Source organism: Chryseobacterium sp. CBTAP 102 (genome assembly GCF_003201365.1).
In the GTDB taxonomy this organism is placed as follows: Bacteria; Bacteroidota; Bacteroidia; order Flavobacteriales; family Weeksellaceae; genus Chryseobacterium; species Chryseobacterium candidae.
The window spans coordinates 383,334-398,753 of the sequence record NZ_QICX01000002.1; the positions used below are offsets into that span (position 1 = coordinate 383,334).

At 37.2% G+C, this 15,420-nt stretch carries 12 protein-coding genes; 7 read left to right on the top strand and 5 right to left on the bottom strand.

Features of this window, described 5'->3' with window-relative positions; all coding sequences use genetic code 11:
* Positions 1-163: 163 nt before the first annotated feature.
* The 4 genes from C8D70_RS05020 to C8D70_RS05035 all read right to left on the bottom strand — a co-directional run bounded on the left by C8D70_RS05020 (position 164) and on the right by C8D70_RS05035 (position 4,702).
* Positions 164-811, bottom strand: coding sequence for a 50S ribosomal protein L25/general stress protein Ctc (locus C8D70_RS05020; RefSeq protein WP_076596456.1), 648 nt, complete (start codon positions 809-811; stop codon positions 164-166).
* Positions 812-867: 56 nt separating this feature from the next.
* Positions 868-1,806 (bottom strand): ribose-phosphate pyrophosphokinase, encoded by a 939-nt coding sequence (locus C8D70_RS05025; protein WP_076596457.1) that lies wholly within the window; start codon positions 1,804-1,806, stop codon positions 868-870.
* Positions 1,807-1,891: 85 nt separating this feature from the next.
* Positions 1,892-3,451, bottom strand: a complete 1,560-nt coding sequence (locus C8D70_RS05030) for a G-D-S-L family lipolytic protein (RefSeq protein ID WP_110366569.1) — start codon at positions 3,449-3,451, stop codon at positions 1,892-1,894.
* Between the two features lie 12 nt (positions 3,452-3,463).
* Positions 3,464-4,702 carry an OmpP1/FadL family transporter gene (locus C8D70_RS05035; protein WP_076596459.1) on the bottom strand — a complete coding sequence of 413 codons (1,239 nt, stop codon included), beginning with the start codon at positions 4,700-4,702 and terminating at the stop codon, positions 3,464-3,466.
* Between the two features lie 432 nt (positions 4,703-5,134).
* Between C8D70_RS05035 and C8D70_RS05045 the strand changes: the two genes are divergently transcribed.
* The 6 genes from C8D70_RS05045 (at position 5,135) to C8D70_RS05070 (ending at position 13,239) form a co-directional block, all read left to right on the top strand.
* Positions 5,135-6,526, top strand: coding sequence for a stage 0 sporulation family protein (locus C8D70_RS05045; RefSeq protein ID WP_110366570.1), 1,392 nt, complete (start codon positions 5,135-5,137; stop codon positions 6,524-6,526).
* On the top strand, positions 6,519-6,983 hold the full coding sequence (locus tag C8D70_RS05050) for a gliding motility lipoprotein GldH (protein WP_047426948.1): 465 nt from the start codon (positions 6,519-6,521) through the stop codon (positions 6,981-6,983). The genes C8D70_RS05045 and C8D70_RS05050 overlap by 8 nt, the downstream gene beginning before the upstream one ends.
* 6 nt (positions 6,984-6,989) lie before the next feature.
* Positions 6,990-9,368: a transglycosylase domain-containing protein gene (locus tag C8D70_RS05055; RefSeq protein ID WP_076596462.1), complete on the top strand. Its 2,379-nt coding sequence runs from the start codon at positions 6,990-6,992 to the stop codon at positions 9,366-9,368.
* Between the two features lie 75 nt (positions 9,369-9,443).
* Positions 9,444-10,985: a protein adenylyltransferase SelO gene (locus C8D70_RS05060; RefSeq protein ID WP_076596463.1), complete on the top strand. Its 1,542-nt coding sequence runs from the start codon at positions 9,444-9,446 to the stop codon at positions 10,983-10,985.
* A gap of 86 nt (positions 10,986-11,071) precedes the next feature.
* Positions 11,072-11,887: a T9SS type A sorting domain-containing protein gene (locus tag C8D70_RS05065; protein WP_076596464.1), complete on the top strand. Its 816-nt coding sequence runs from the start codon at positions 11,072-11,074 to the stop codon at positions 11,885-11,887.
* A 74-nt stretch (positions 11,888-11,961) separates the two neighbouring features.
* On the top strand, positions 11,962-13,239 hold the full coding sequence (locus tag C8D70_RS05070; RefSeq protein WP_228407984.1) for a DUF6080 domain-containing protein: 1,278 nt from the start codon (positions 11,962-11,964) through the stop codon (positions 13,237-13,239).
* Between the two features lie 54 nt (positions 13,240-13,293).
* Here the strand turns inward: C8D70_RS05070 and C8D70_RS05075 are convergent, their stop codons facing one another.
* Positions 13,294-13,851 (bottom strand): sporulation protein, encoded by a 558-nt coding sequence (locus C8D70_RS05075; RefSeq protein ID WP_076596465.1) that lies wholly within the window; start codon positions 13,849-13,851, stop codon positions 13,294-13,296.
* Positions 13,852-14,035: 184 nt separating this feature from the next.
* On the opposite strand from C8D70_RS05075, the gene C8D70_RS05080 reads away from it, so the two are divergent.
* Entirely contained in the window at positions 14,036-15,400 is a 1,365-nt protein-coding gene (locus C8D70_RS05080) for a c-type cytochrome (RefSeq protein ID WP_110366571.1), read from the top strand.
* Positions 15,401-15,420: the final 20 nt, after the last annotated feature.

The window sequence follows — 15,420 nt, forward strand, 5'->3', positions numbered from 1 at the left end:
AGTTGATAGAAATATTCAATAATTTACAATAAAGAAATCCGATAAATAAAGATAAAGTTATTGAAAGACTAAGAGATTAAAGTTTTATCTCTATTCTTACTTTTAGAAAATAAAAAACCTACCAATAAATTGATAGGTTTTATATTGTTTAAATAAGCAATTCTTATTCTGCTGCAGTTTCTGCTGCTGCTTCAGGAGCTGCACCTTCTTCAGTTGCAACTTCTTCCTCATCATCATCATCCATTGCAGCTGCACCTCCTTTCATTGCATTTCTAGACATCTTAACAGCAACTACTACTGCATTGTCCGGGTGTACGAAAGAATATCCTTCTGTTTTGATACCACCGATGTAAAGTTTGTTACCAATTCTTAATGGAGTAACATCTACAACGATTTCGTCAGGTAGGTTAGCAGGAATAGCTTTTACTTTTAGTTTTCTGAAAGACTGACGTAAAACACCACCAGCAACAACACCTTTAGAACGTCCGGTAATTCTTACAGGAACTTCCATGATCACTGGCTTATCGTCAGATAACTGATAGAAGTCGATGTGAAGAATTTTGTCAGTAATTGGGTGAAACTGAATATCCTGAAGAACAGCTGGAATTGTTTTTCCGTCAACCTCAATAGATACCGTGTGTGCTTCAGGAGTGTATACTAATCCTTTGAAAGCTCTCTCTTCAGCAGAGAAGTTCAAAGGTGCTTCACCTCCATAAACAACACAAGGAACTAATTCAGCATCACGTAAAGCTTTTGTAGACTTTTTGCCCACGCTTTCTCTTTTTGTACCTTGAATTGTAATAGATTTCATTTATAAAAAATTTAAAAAATTGTTCTGATTTTAATTTGCAATTACCTTAAAATCAATTAAATAACAAATTTACTGCTAATTGATTTGTGCTCATGAACCATCGTCATAACGTCAGCAAATAATGGGGCGCAAGATAGCACTTTTATTTTAGATGACAAATTATTTTTAACAGGAATTGAGTCAGTTACAATAACTTCCAACAATTTTGAATTCTCAATATTCTCGTAAGCCTTCCCTGAAAGCACTCCGTGAGTAGCCATTGCTCTTACTGTTTTCGCTCCTTTTTCAATTAAGATATCTGCTGCTTTACAAAGCGTACCCGCAGTATCAATCATGTCATCAATAAGGATTACGTTCTTACCTGTCACATCCCCGATAAGGAACATTTCTTCTACAACGTTTGCTTTTTTTCTTTCCTTATAAGCAATTACTACTTCTGCACCCAGGTGACCAGCATAGTTTTTAGCTCTTTTTGCACCTCCCATATCCGGAGAAGCAATGGTAAGATTATCAAGGTTTAAAGATCTTATATAATCTACGAAGATACTGGAGGCATACAGGTGATCTACCGGAATTTCGAAGAACCCTTGAATCTGATCTGCATGAAGATCCATAGTCATAATTCTTGTTGCACCCGCAGCTGTAAGAAGGTTGGCAACTAATTTAGCACCGATCGGCGCTCTCGGTTTGTCTTTTCTGTCCTGTCTGGCAAGTCCGAAGTAAGGAATTACTACGGTAATGCTCTTTGCAGAAGCTCTTTTTGCTGCATCAATCATTAGAAGAAGCTCTAAAAGATTGTCTGCGGGAGGGAATGTAGATCCAATCAGGAAAACTCTTCCTCCTCTTACAGATTCATCCAAAACAGGCTCAAATTCCCCGTCGCTGAACTCCTGAAAGTTGATTTTTCCTAATTCTTTCCCATAATTCTGGGCAATTTTCTCTGCCAAGTCCCTGCTGGTTCTTGTACAAAATAGATAACTTAACTGATCGGCCATTTTTACTTTTTAAAAGATTTTGCAAATTTAAAAAAAAACCACAAGATTTACTCCTGTGGTTTCTAAGTTTTTATTTTATCAATTATTAAGGGAACTTAACTCCTGAATATTTGTTGGGATCTACCTGCGGAAGTGTAGACTTGTATTTAGCATTGATAGACTTAATAAATTCATTAGCAACAATACCATACCCACGTCCTGTAAGGTGAACTCCATCTAAAGAGAAGGCTCCTCCTGTAACAAATTTCGCAGAATATTTTACACCATTAAATACAATTCCTGACTGTGCATTCAATTCAACCATCTTAGCGTTGGCATCTACAAATGCAAGTCCATAGGAATCAGCAAGTGATTTTATAGAAGCATTATATGCAGTTGTTGCTGTTTTCACATATCCGGCTTCTGTTTTTGTTAATACATGCTGGTTTTGTAACGGATAAGAAATTCCATAAATATTTACAGGTGCAGAAACTCCTGCTGCAGTACTTCCAATTACAGAACTTGTAGTAAGCAAAATATAATCATCCGCCGTTGCCTGTCTTGCCTGTCCAAAAATCTGTCCGAAAGCTGCAGCCAACTGAGCCCCCAAAGAAGGAGTAAGTGCTGCTGTAAGCTGAGCAGAAAGATCCGTCAGCGCAACATCTTTAATTAAAACAGGGTTCGGACCTGTAGCGGAAAGTAAATTAATTCTATCCCCAGCTCCAAAAGCAGTAAGTGCCTGCTTCAAAGGACCATATAAACTCGTATTAAGAGTTGTCAAATTTGAACCTAAAAGAGCAGGTGTTAAAGGGTTATAAGGCACAGTAGTAAAGAAAGGCACTGAAGTAACAGAAGGGATATTGGCAATAACTCCTTTTGTTGTTCCTACACTTTTAAGACCGTCTAAAACCGCCTTAATAGATCCGGCAACAAGTGCAGGATCAGAGATATCATTTGATTTATAAGTTGTAGGATCTGTATTTCCTGTCTGAACTGTCGCAGTCGAATATGTTGTAACTCCTCCTACAGTCTGTGAGTTTGTTCCTCCGTTGGTAGCATATGACAATACATCATTATTTCCTATCCAAAGAGAGAAAAACGTAGCTTTCTGAGCCATAGCATCAGCCAGCACACTGGTTGTTGCAGAAGAAGCAAATCTTACAAAATAAGGATTGGCTGTACCAGTTAGAAGACCTGCCTGACTACCGTATCCAGGAGCTACCAAGTGGAATGACTTCGCACCAGGAACTCCCATGTTATTATAAGATCCTCCGCCAGACAATACATCCAATGCTGCTGCCGCGCCACTTGGCACAGGAGCTAAAGATCCGTTAACAACCTGCAGAGTCAATTTACCAGGGAAGCCTGGAAGATTATTGAATCCACCTACGTCATTAGGCATCAAAGGTTGTTTAAAGTCTCCTCCGCCTGCAAGTTTCATCTGTGCAGCAATCATACTTGGATAAGATTCATTTTGACCACTGCTGTACAGTGCACCATCACGATATCCTGAAGTAAGGGAATTCCCTAAAGATATATATTTTGAAAAGTCTGCGTCACCTTTTGTTACCGGAATATCTTTCACATCCGTATCGAAATCCGTATTACAGCTTACTGTAAAAAGAAGTGCAGAAACTGCAATTGTCGATATTATGATTTTTTTCATAGTCTTCTAAAATTAAAATGGATTATAAGATAAACCTAGACCTAAGTAAAATGCTGTTGCTTTAGACTGTCCGTAGAAACCTAAATTAGCATTATTTACATTTCTGTATTGAGGCATTGCATATCCTCCCGCAATATCAACCCCAAATTGTTTCAGCTTAATACCGATACCTCCTGTAATAACATAAGTGTCATATGAAGGTGTTTCCGGAATAAAGTTATCCGTTGTATAAGGAGCTTCATCATAGTAAGCCCCCAAACGTCCATAGATCATGTTGGTGAATGCGTATTGAGTTCCCAATCGGAATGTTTTGGAGTTTTTAAAGTTTTTAGGATTTGTAAGAACGGTCGGATCTGATGGATTGTTTCCAATTGGAGCATTCTCGAAATCCAATGTAAGTTTACTGTATCGCTCCCATCCATGGTAGTTAAAGTCCGCAGAAACCTGCCATTTTGGCGTCACCTTATAAGTTAAACCGATTGTATATTCTTCAACCAACGGAAGTGTGGCTGAAAAACCATCCTGCCCTGCTGCATTTAGTTTTAGCTGATTATAAACAGATTGTGAAGGGAACTGGAATGTAGCTGTCCCATTTTTAGCTTTCATGTCTATTGCTGAACGGTAGGCAATACTTACATCTAATTTCGGATCAGGTCTGAAATAAAAACCGAACCCATATCCATGTCCGCTTGCTTTTTTATCATTGATATTCACCTTTCCGTCAAATTGCGTTACTGCCTTGTCCCAATCTACCACTCCTTTTGCATAAATATAGCTAGCCCCAAAAGACACCCATGGAGCAAGTTTCACAGAAATCATTGGCTGGAAATAGAAACTTTTCAGTTCTAATTTCTGAACCATTTCTTTCCCTTCCCAGTTATCAGGCCATTTGATTGTACTTCCGAAAGGTGTTGTTACACTAAGACCTACGGTAAGTTTCTCTATTGGTCTATAAGTAATCGCTGCATAGAAAGGAGTTCCTACAGGGTTATCTGTTTCCGTACTTTGCAAAGTATTGAAGTTTTGAAAAGTAACTTTGTTACTTGCAGCAAACCCTCCTGCCACTACACTCAGTTTGGAAGGGATAAATGACATACCCGCCGGGTTAAAGAATGTCACACTCGCGTCTTCGGCATGAGCACTAGTATGCGCCATGGCCAATTGTTTTACCCCCTGCAGGGAAACTCTGAAGCCTCCTGCGTAAGATAGAACTCCCGCCAATAAAGCAGTTGATACTAATATTTTTTTCATAGACTATTATTATATAAGTCAAATATAAAATTATTTTGAATACATCTGTTAATATTTGCTAATATTTTAAACAATATCCCCAAAGAAAACTATGTTTAAAATAACACATTTAAATAAAATAAAAGAAAACTATCATTATTAAAGGTTTAAGAACACGCAAAAAAAGTATACACCCTACTGTTTAATTTTAAACAAATGTTTAATTTAAAACTATTGTGCCACAAAAAACAAGATTACAACAATGAAATGATAATAAATGTTAAAGAAAAAAAACACTTTTTTTATTACCCTGTATCAGCTTTTATACAGCCTCCAACGTTCATTCTTATTCAAAATAAAGAAATGTTTCATTCCGAATTCGGGTTATTTAAGTATTTTAGAATTGCATAAAGATAAAAATACATAAATTTGCAGATTATAAATAATAGAAATATGAGTTGTGGATGTAAAACATCCGGCGATTCTGCACATTCTTGCGGCCCTAAAAAAACCGCAAATGGCTGTGAAAATGTAAATACCTGCGGGAATAGTTATAAATTAAGTGTTTTTGACTGGCTTTCTAACATCAACAATCCGGCACCAAACAGGTGTGATTTTGTAGAAGTTAGGTTTAAAAATGACAGAAAATCGTTTTATAAAAATGTAAATAATATTCCTTTACATATTGGTAGTGTAGTTACAGTAGAATCAAGTCCGGGACACGATGTAGGCGTAGTAAGCCTTACGGGAGAATTAGTAAAGATTCAGATGAAAAAGAAAAAGTTTTCTGAAGAATCGGCACTCAAAATATACAGGCAGGCCAACCAAAAAGATCTTGAGGTATGGCAGGAAGCAAGAAAAAAGGAAGATGGCGTAAAGCTTGAAGCAAGAAAAATTGCACAAAGATTAGGCCTTGAAATGAAAGTTACCGATGTGGAATATCAGGGTGACTCTTCAAAAATCACTTTCTACTACACTGCTGATAACAGAATAGATTTCAGACAGTTGATTAAAGATTATGCCGGAGCATTCCGCACAAAGATCGATATGAAACAAATCGGTTTCAGACAGGAAGCTGCCAAAGTGGGTGGAATCGGGTCTTGCGGACGTGAGCTTTGCTGCTCTACATGGCTTACCGATTTCAGATCTGTAAACACGAATGTTGCAAGATATCAACAGCTGAGTATCAACCCTCAGAAACTGGCAGGACAATGTGGCAAGCTTAAATGCTGTCTTAACTATGAGCTTGACAGTTATCTGGATGCATTAAGCAACTTTCCTTCTTCTTCAACTACTTTGGATACAGAGAAAGGGAAAGCGTTCTGTATTAAAATTGACGTTTTCAAAAAGAAAATGTGGTTTGCTTATGTGGATAGTTCCATTGCATGGTATGATTTCGATATTGATCTTGTTAAAAAGCTGATTTCAAAAAATAAAAGAGGAGAAAAAACACTTCCTCTTGAAGACTTGAAACAGCCTGAAACCTCTACTCATACTATTGATCTGATCCAGGAAAACAATGTGGATCGTTTCGAGAAGAAAAACAGAGGAAACAGGAACAGAAACAACCAGAATAAGCAGAATAACAACCAACAGGGACAACAGGGGCAAGGACAAAAAAGAAACAGACCGGACAGACAAGAAAGACCGGAAAGATCTGATAAAACAGAAAACCCAAATGCTCAGTCTGCCAATCAGCCTAAACCTCAAAAGCATCACCCACAGCAAAAAGCACCTGTGGAAAAAGCTGTGAATAATTCTGACACTGATAAAAAACAACAGAGCAGCCCAAACAAGAAGAAATTCAAAAAGAAATATCCTCCAAAAAAAGATAATAATGCATAAAATTTTAGGATTACTGTCACTTATCCTTTTCTTTAGCTGTAACTCTTCCTCAGGAGGAGATATCATCATGAATTCCGTTGATAACAAATGGAATAAGAAAAGTGAACAAAAATTTAATCTTGAAATTTCAGATCCGCAGAATCCTAAAAATATTATATTTGTTGTAAGAAACAACAACAATTATCCTTACAGTAATATAAGGTTTATAGTGAATTTCACCAATCTCCAAAACAAAAAAAAGGAAACAGACACCTTGAATTATGTACTGGCAAAACCGAACGGAGAATGGCTTGGTACAGGGTTTGGTGATACGAAGGAAACTTTGTTTCAGTATAAAGTAAATTATCAATTTCCAGGGAAAGGAAAATATGAAATCGGCCTTACCCAGGCTATGAGAAATGACAACCTTCCGGGAATTGAGGATATTGGCGTAAAAATAGAAACGGCTAAACCGTAACCATAAATGGAAGAAAACAAAAAAAATGCAGGAAATAAGGGGAAAACATTTCCTCTGCCTCCCAAGAAAAAGAAAGACACCTCCTGGAAAAAATGGGTTTCGTTTATTTGGATCGGACTCATTGCAGTAGTTCTGGGAATTTCAGGACTTTTCTTTTCGGTTTCTCAAGGGTTCCTTGGGGAAATGCCTGATGTAAAAGAACTTGAAAATCCGGACATCTTTGTTGCTTCTGAGATCATTTCTTCAGATGGAGTAACTCTGGGTAAATTTGAAAAAGAAAAAACTCAGCCAATTGTTTACAAGGATCTTCCTCCTTATCTTATTTATGCGCTGCAGGCTAAAGAAGATGAGCGTTTCAAAGAACACTCAGGAATCGATTTATATTCCGTTGCCAGAGCCGTAGCGTATGGTGGTGGACGTGGCGGGGGTTCTACCATTACCCAGCAGCTTGCCAAACTTCTTTTCACAGGAAACGCTTCTCAGAATAAAGTTCAGAGAGCATTCCAGAAACTGAAAGAATGGGTGGTAGCGGTAAGCCTTGAGAAAAGATATACCAAAGAAGAAATTATCACTCTTTATTTTAATAAGTTCGATTTCCTTTTCAATGCTAATGGTATTGAAATGGCTTCCAGAGTTTACTTTAACAAGAAGACTTCTGAGCTTACACTACCTGAAGCGGCAACATTTGTTGCCATGCTTGAAAATCCAAGAAAAAACAATCCTTACCGATATCCTGAAAAGGCCAAAGAAAGAAGGAATGTCGTATTGGATCAAATGCAGAAAACCGGATATATTGATGCTGCAACCTATGAAAAAGCAGCCAGCACTCCAATTGAAGTAGATTTCCACCCTATCAAAAGCATCACTGACGGATATTCTGCTTATTACAAATTTTATCTGAGAAAAGAGATTGACAAATATCTTGAAGCTCATGAAAAAGAAACCGGTAAAAAACTTAACCTTTACAAAGACGGTTTAAAAATATACGTTACTCTTGATTCTAAAATGCAGAAATATGCTGAAGAGTCAATCAAAGAACACTTAACAGATCTCCAGAAGAGATTTGATGCAGAGCAGAGAGGAAGAAAGAACAGACCTTTCTACTATCTTAATGACAAACAAATCAAAGATGTAATGGTTCAGGCCATGAAAAGAACCGGCCGTTACAAATTGCTGAAAGCTGACGGAATGCCTGAAGATTCTATCATGATGGAGTTCAAGAAACCTATCAAAACTTCACGATTCACATGGGCCGGAGAAGAAGAGGTTGAAATGTCTCCTTGGGATTCTATCAGATATCACAAACAAATTGCACAGGCAGGTTTGATGTCTATGGTTCCGGGAACAGGAGAAATCAAAGCATGGGTAGGTGGTATAGACTGGCAGCACTTCCAGTATGACCATATCAAGCAAGGTAAGAGACAGGTAGGATCTACATTTAAACCTTTCGTATATGCCACTGCTATTATGAAACTGGGAATGACTCCTTGTTCGGCTGTTTCTAACGGAACTTATGATCATAACGGATGGCATGTACCGGGAAGAGGTGGAATGCTTACTTTAAAAGATGCATTGGCACACTCACAAAACCCTGTTGCTGCAAGACTTATTGAAATGACAGGAGTGGACGCTGTCATCCAGACTGCAAGAGACCTGGGGGTAACAGAAGATATTCCAAGAAACAATACTATCGCTCTAGGTTCATCAGATATTACGATTTACGAAATGCTTGGTGCATACAGTACTTTCGCCAACTATGGAAACTACAACAAACCAGAGATGATCTGGAGAATTGAAGATGCCAACGGTAGAGTGATCAAAGAAGTAAATGTAGAACCGAAAGAAGTAATGAACCCAATGTATGCTTACACTATGATTGAACTGATGAAAGGTGTTGCACAATACGGAACCGCTTCCGGAGAACTGGGCAGAAGAGGAATTTCAAAAGCAGTAGAAATTGCTGCCAAAACAGGAACCACTCAGAACAACTCCGATGGATGGTTTATGGGAATTACTCCAAAACTGGCAACCGGAGCATGGGTTGGATGGGAAGACAGAGCGACTCACTTCTTTGGAACAGGTGAAGGTCAGGGTGCGAAAATGGCATTACCGATCTGGGCAATTTTCATGAAGAAAGTATGGGCAGATAAGAGCTTAGGAGTTACTCCTGATGATAAATTCGTAAAGCCTTCAGACTGGAAAGACGGATGTTCAAACCTTAAAGGACTAAGCGGAGGATATGGAGATGACGGAAGCCTTCAAACCATTGACGAAATCAAAAATCCGAGACCGGCAGATCCAACTCCTAAAAAAACAACAGAAAAGAAAGAAGATAACATTAATGAAAACCTTCATTCTAATGATGAAGTAGATTTCAATAAATAAATTCTCTTTTAGAAATACACAAGACCTTTCAATAATCTGGAAGGTCTTTTCTTTTATAATTAATACCTTTGGAGCATGAATATCGAACGTATCAGACAGCCATTTATTGAAAATTTTCCCGGTGATTTCTCCAACAACCCCATGCAAAGAAACACCCCAAAGGTTTTATTTGCCACCATTAACCCTGCCGGCTTTGACAAACCTGAGCTGATTGCTTTTAACGAAGCTTTATCACAGGAAATAGGGCTGGGAAAATTTGAAGATAAAGACCTGAACTTTCTTGTGGGAAATAATCTTCCGGACAATGTTCGAACCTATGCTACAGCTTATGCAGGGCATCAGTTCGGAAACTGGGCCGGACAGCTTGGAGACGGAAGAGCCATCCTTGCAGGTGAAATTATTAACGAGGCAGGAAAAAAGACAGAAATTCAGTGGAAAGGAGCCGGCGCTACCCCATACTCCAGACATGCCGATGGAAGAGCCGTTTTAAGATCTTCTGTAAGGGAATATCTGATGAGTGAAGCTATGTATCATTTAGGAATCCCTACAACAAGAGCATTGAGCCTGGCTTTTACCGGTGAAGATGTAATGCGTGACATCATGTATAACGGAAATCCAAAGTTAGAAAAAGGAGCAGTGGTCATCAGAACAGCCGAAAGCTTTCTGCGTTTCGGACACTTTGAACTCATGTCTGCCCAAAGAGAATACAACAACCTACAAGAATTGGCTGATTTTACTATTGAAAACTATTATCCGGAAATTACATCATCAGACCATCAGAAATATAAAGACTTCTTTGAAAATATATGTACCCGTACTGCGAATTTAATGGTTGAATGGTTCAGAGTAGGCTTCGTACATGGAGTGATGAATACAGATAACATGTCAGTTCTGGGATTAACCATTGATTACGGTCCTTATTCAATGATGGACGAATATGATTTGAATTTCACACCCAATACAACAGATCTTCCGGGAAGAAGATATGCATTCGGAAAACAGGGGCAGATTGCCCAGTGGAATCTTTGGCAGCTGGCTAATGCCCTTCATCCATTAATTAAAGATGAAAAGTTTTTGGAAAACACTTTAAATAATTTTGGAACCTATTTTTGGGAAGCCCATGACCAGATGCTTTGCAAAAAGTTCGGATTTGATCAGCTGCGACAGGAAGATGAAGATTTCTTCACCAACTGGCAAGGTCTTATGCAAGAGCTTCAGCTGGATTACACCCTGTTTTTCAATCAACTGGTAAAAACAACTCAAGAAACCAATATATCAGAGCATTTCAGAGATGTGTCTTATATTATTTTGAGCGAAGAAAAGCTGGCAAAACTTAATAATTTCATCAAAAGCTACAGATCAAGATTAGAACTAAACTCTATTTCCCAAAAAGAATCTTTAGCCATGATGGAAAAATCAAATCCAAAATTCATCCTTCGAAATTATCTTCTTTACGAATGCATAGAGGAAATCAGCCATGGTAAAAAAGAGATGCTGGAAAAGCTCATAAAAGCCCTCGAAAATCCATATCAGGAAATATACACTGAGTTCTCTGCCAAAAGACCGTCGGAATATGATGATACAGCAGGATGTTCCACACTTTCATGCAGTTCGTAATTAACAAATATTCATAAAAAATTAAAAACAACGTAATTATTTTCATTTTTTTATTATATTTACTATCAACTTTAAATGTAAACCAAATGAAAACAAAATTACTATTTATTTCCCTAATCTCTTTTGTATTTGGGAATGCACAGATTCTCTCAGAGACTTTTCAGGGTACGACATTTCCACCAACAGGATGGACTACCGGAACAAATGTAGCTTCAAGACCTTGGGGATTCACTACCACCATCTTCAATGCAACCGGTCAAACAACATTTAATATCACTGGAGGTAAATCCGCAGGTATCGGATGGATTGCCCAGGCACAGGACGCTCATTTAACAAGTCCTTCTTTCAGTTTAGTAGGAACAACAAGTCCAGTACTAAAATTCAATGCAAAAATTGGATACGAATACATGGTGGATCCAAATCCAAACGGAGATCTAAAAGTAGAAGTATCAACAGATGGAGGAACCACATGGAACCAGGTATGGGTTGAAGAAAACTATGGATTATTTATCGATTATGAAACATTGGCAATTACAGTGAGTTTAACTCCTTATGCAGGGCAAGCCAATGTTAAATTCCGATTTCATTACGTAGCTAATGACGCAGACAGCCTTTCTATAGATGATGTACAGGTTTTAGCAAGTGCTACATTAGCTACTCAGGAAGCAAATGCTAAAGTAAAAGATTTCACTGATATCTATCCAAACCCGACAAAAGGAGAAATCAACATCAGAACAGACAAAAAAATCAAATCTTCCACAGTATTTGATGTAAGCGGAAAATCTCTGCTTAACAATACTTCTGAAAGATTGGATATGTCTTCACTTCCAAAAGGAATCTATCTATTAAAAGTTGACTTCTCAGACGGAACGTCCAAAACAGAAAAAGTAATCAAACAATAACAACGTTCATACAATCTTTCACAACCACCATTTTTGGTGGTTTTTTTATTTTATTTTTGCAAAAAATTTGACCTGTGTCTTATATCAAAACAAAAATCACCGATTTTTTCAAACTGGTTTTTCCTTCCACCTACTCTGAAGTGGCAGTATTTCTGTTTTTTATTGTCTGTTATGGAATTTTAGGTTCTTATATTGCAATCCATTACAGGATTATTTTTGACAATAGAATTCCATGGGATGCTTATTTCAGTTTTGACAATAAGTCTATTCTTATGACGGGAGGTAGTTTTGAGAGACATCCTCTATCCTACTATTTTTTTAACTGGGTAAGAGAGTTTTCACTATTTATTTCAGGAGGAAAAATGGACGCCAACTTCAGGCTCACGCTGGCATGGTTTAGTAACATCATCATCACATTGAACATTATTCAGGTATTTAAATATTTAAAGAATATCATTTACCTTCCTTTATGGTTAAGCCTTTTAATTACTTTGTTCTTTGGAGTTTTTTCAACTAATATCATCCTTTCTTTCACTCCGGAGAACTTTACTTACACTTTATTCTTGCTCTCATTATACAATTACTATGCAGCCATAAAACTGAGAAAAGAAGAAAAGATACCCGCAACTGCATTATCCCAGGCGGGGATAACCATTGGAGGGCTTACCATTACCAATTTTGTCAAAGTTTTTATTCCCCTTATTTTCGAAAAAGATCTTTTCAGAAGCTGGAAAAAATTTGGAAATGCATTATTTAGAGTGGCAATCACTATGATCTGTTTCATTGTTCTTTATTTGAACAGAATTGATTTTAAATACCAGAACATCTTTTCAAAAACAAATCAGCAGTATGAAAAGTTCTCAAATGTAAAGTCGATGCCAACATGGGATATGATTTTTTCTTTCTTCTTCGGAGGGAATATTCTTTTCCCGGGATTCATCATGTCAGACAAGCATAATATGAAAGGATTTAATTTCAAAGGACTTTATATGGATCTCTATTCATCAGCTATTCCTTACTTTTTCATAGCAATATTACTGATCCTGATAAGTTGGAGTTATATTAAGAATTTTAAAAACAAATGGGTTCAGATAATTATTATTTCGTTTTTGATTGACATTGTTATCCATTGTGTGATGAGGTTTGGCCTTCACACTTCCTATATCTATGGAGGACATTTTGTTTTTGTATATCCTCTGCTTTTAGGATGGCTCTTTTTTACTTACAGAACATCACCGAAAATGATGTCATTTTTAACATTAACTGTCGCAATATTATGTACTTATCTGCTGGTCAATAATATCTTTAGAATGTCAGAATTCTTCTGGTTTATGGAAAATTATTATCAATAAAAAAAGCTGAGAAATTTCTCAGCTTTATGTTTTTTATGTTGAAATAAGTTCTTCCTATTTTGCCTCGGCACAGAAAATTCTATACTGCACAGCAACTGCCGATTTAAAGTATTCTCTGATTTTGGAAAGATCGCTGGCAGCACTTTGTTTTGTAAAATAACTTCCGGCTAAAATTTTATAATTAGGTCTTAAAGATGCATCTGTTTCCACTTTCAGATTAGGAAATCTTTTTCTGAAATAAGATTTCACCTCATTAGCTTCTTCATTACTTTTCACTGTTGTAATCTGGATTTTAAACCCTAAAATTCTAGGATTTTTCCTACAGATTTCAGCATTCGTAAGCTCTCTGCTCGGCACAAAGATCTTAGGTGGTTTTGTATTGATTCCTGTAGAAATTCCAGTATCATTATTACTAAAATCTTTAGAAGAATTTGTTGGAGTCACTTTAGCACACTTCCCTTCAATTCCTTCCAAAGCAGCATTTATTTTGGAATCCATTGTCATAACAAGCTCTGTTCCTGACAGGGTATCCTTTTTAACAACTTGCTGTGCTTCAATATTATAAAATCCAAATAATGATAATATCGAAAATATTTTGATTAGATTTCTCATTTAAACTTGTTTCCGCAAATTTATACAAATTAAAAAACTATACCAAACTGGTTATTTAGAATCAATACAAATTAAACGTAAATGATATTTTCCCTTTTCGATATACCGTTAAATTCCTGTTAAAAATATTATTTTTGCGGAATTGATTGAATGTTCAATAATTTACTAACATAAGATAATTTAAATGATTAGTTGGAGAAAGCATTATAAAAAAACGTTGATCGCAATAGGCTTATTGCTATCAACCAGTGCTTCATTTTACGGGCAAGACGGCGATCCTAAAAACGGAGAGAAACTTTTCAAAGCGAATTGTACTGCATGTCACGCGCTGGACAAACAGGTTGTAGGACCACCATTAAAAGGGGTTGTAGAACGTGTAAAGACAGAAGGTGGTGTAGGCAAAGATTGGCTTTACAAGTGGATCAAAGACAACAAAGCTCTGAGAGCTTCCGGGGATAAATACGCCAATGAGATTTTTGAGAAGTTTAACAAGACTGAAATGCAGCAGTTTCCTAATCTTACAGATAAGGATATTGACGACATTTTAGCTTTCACTACTAATCCGCCAGAGCCGGAACCAAAGAAAGATGATGCGAAAGCAACAGCTGATGCTGGCTCTACTTCTGCAGCTCCTGCAGACAAAACTACTACAAACGTTGTCATCATTTCGCTTTTAGCAATCGCAGGTTTACTGGTTTGGATCTTAGCTAAACTAAGACAACTGGTAAAATTAGGTCAGTCTGAAGATTTAGCCGGGCTTAATGAAACAAGAGTGCGCTCTTTCAGTGAAATGTATGAGAAGTTCCACTTCATTGGCAAAGGTTTATTAGCAATTCTTGCTATTTTAGCTGCTTACGGAGTATGGAACTGGTTAATGTGGATTGGGGTTTACAAAGGTTACAAACCTGAGCAGCCTATCTATTTCTCTCACAAAATTCACGCCGGAGAACAGAAAATTGACTGTCAGTTATGTCACTCCAGTGCCAAATACGGAAAAGTATCTGAAATTCCTTCTATGAACGTTTGTATGAACTGTCACAGAACAATTTCTGAATACAACGCAGATCACTACATGGAGCCAGGAAAAGATAAGGCATTCTATGACGGAGAAATCCAGAAGATCTACGCAGCAACAGGCTGGGATCCTGCAAAACAACAGTACACAGGAAAAACACAGCCGGTTGAATGGACAAGAATCCACAACATGCCAGACTTCGTTTACTTCAACCACTCTCAGCACGTAATTGCTGGAGAACAGGCGATCATCAATTCTTTCAACAAAAAGAACCCTAACAACAAAATCGATGTTGTATGTAAAGCTTGTCACGGTAAAATTGATACAATGAATGTTGTTCAGATGGCAAACGACTTTACTATGGGATGGTGTATCGAGTGCCACAGAACGACTGAAGTTGATATGAACAACGGTTATAATAAAGAGTACTTCAAAAATCTACATGACAAGTTGAAAAAACAATATCCACAAGATGGAGGTAAGATCACTGTAGATGCAATTGGAGGTCTTGAGTGTGGTAAATGTCATTATTAATAACTAAAAAATTAGAAGTA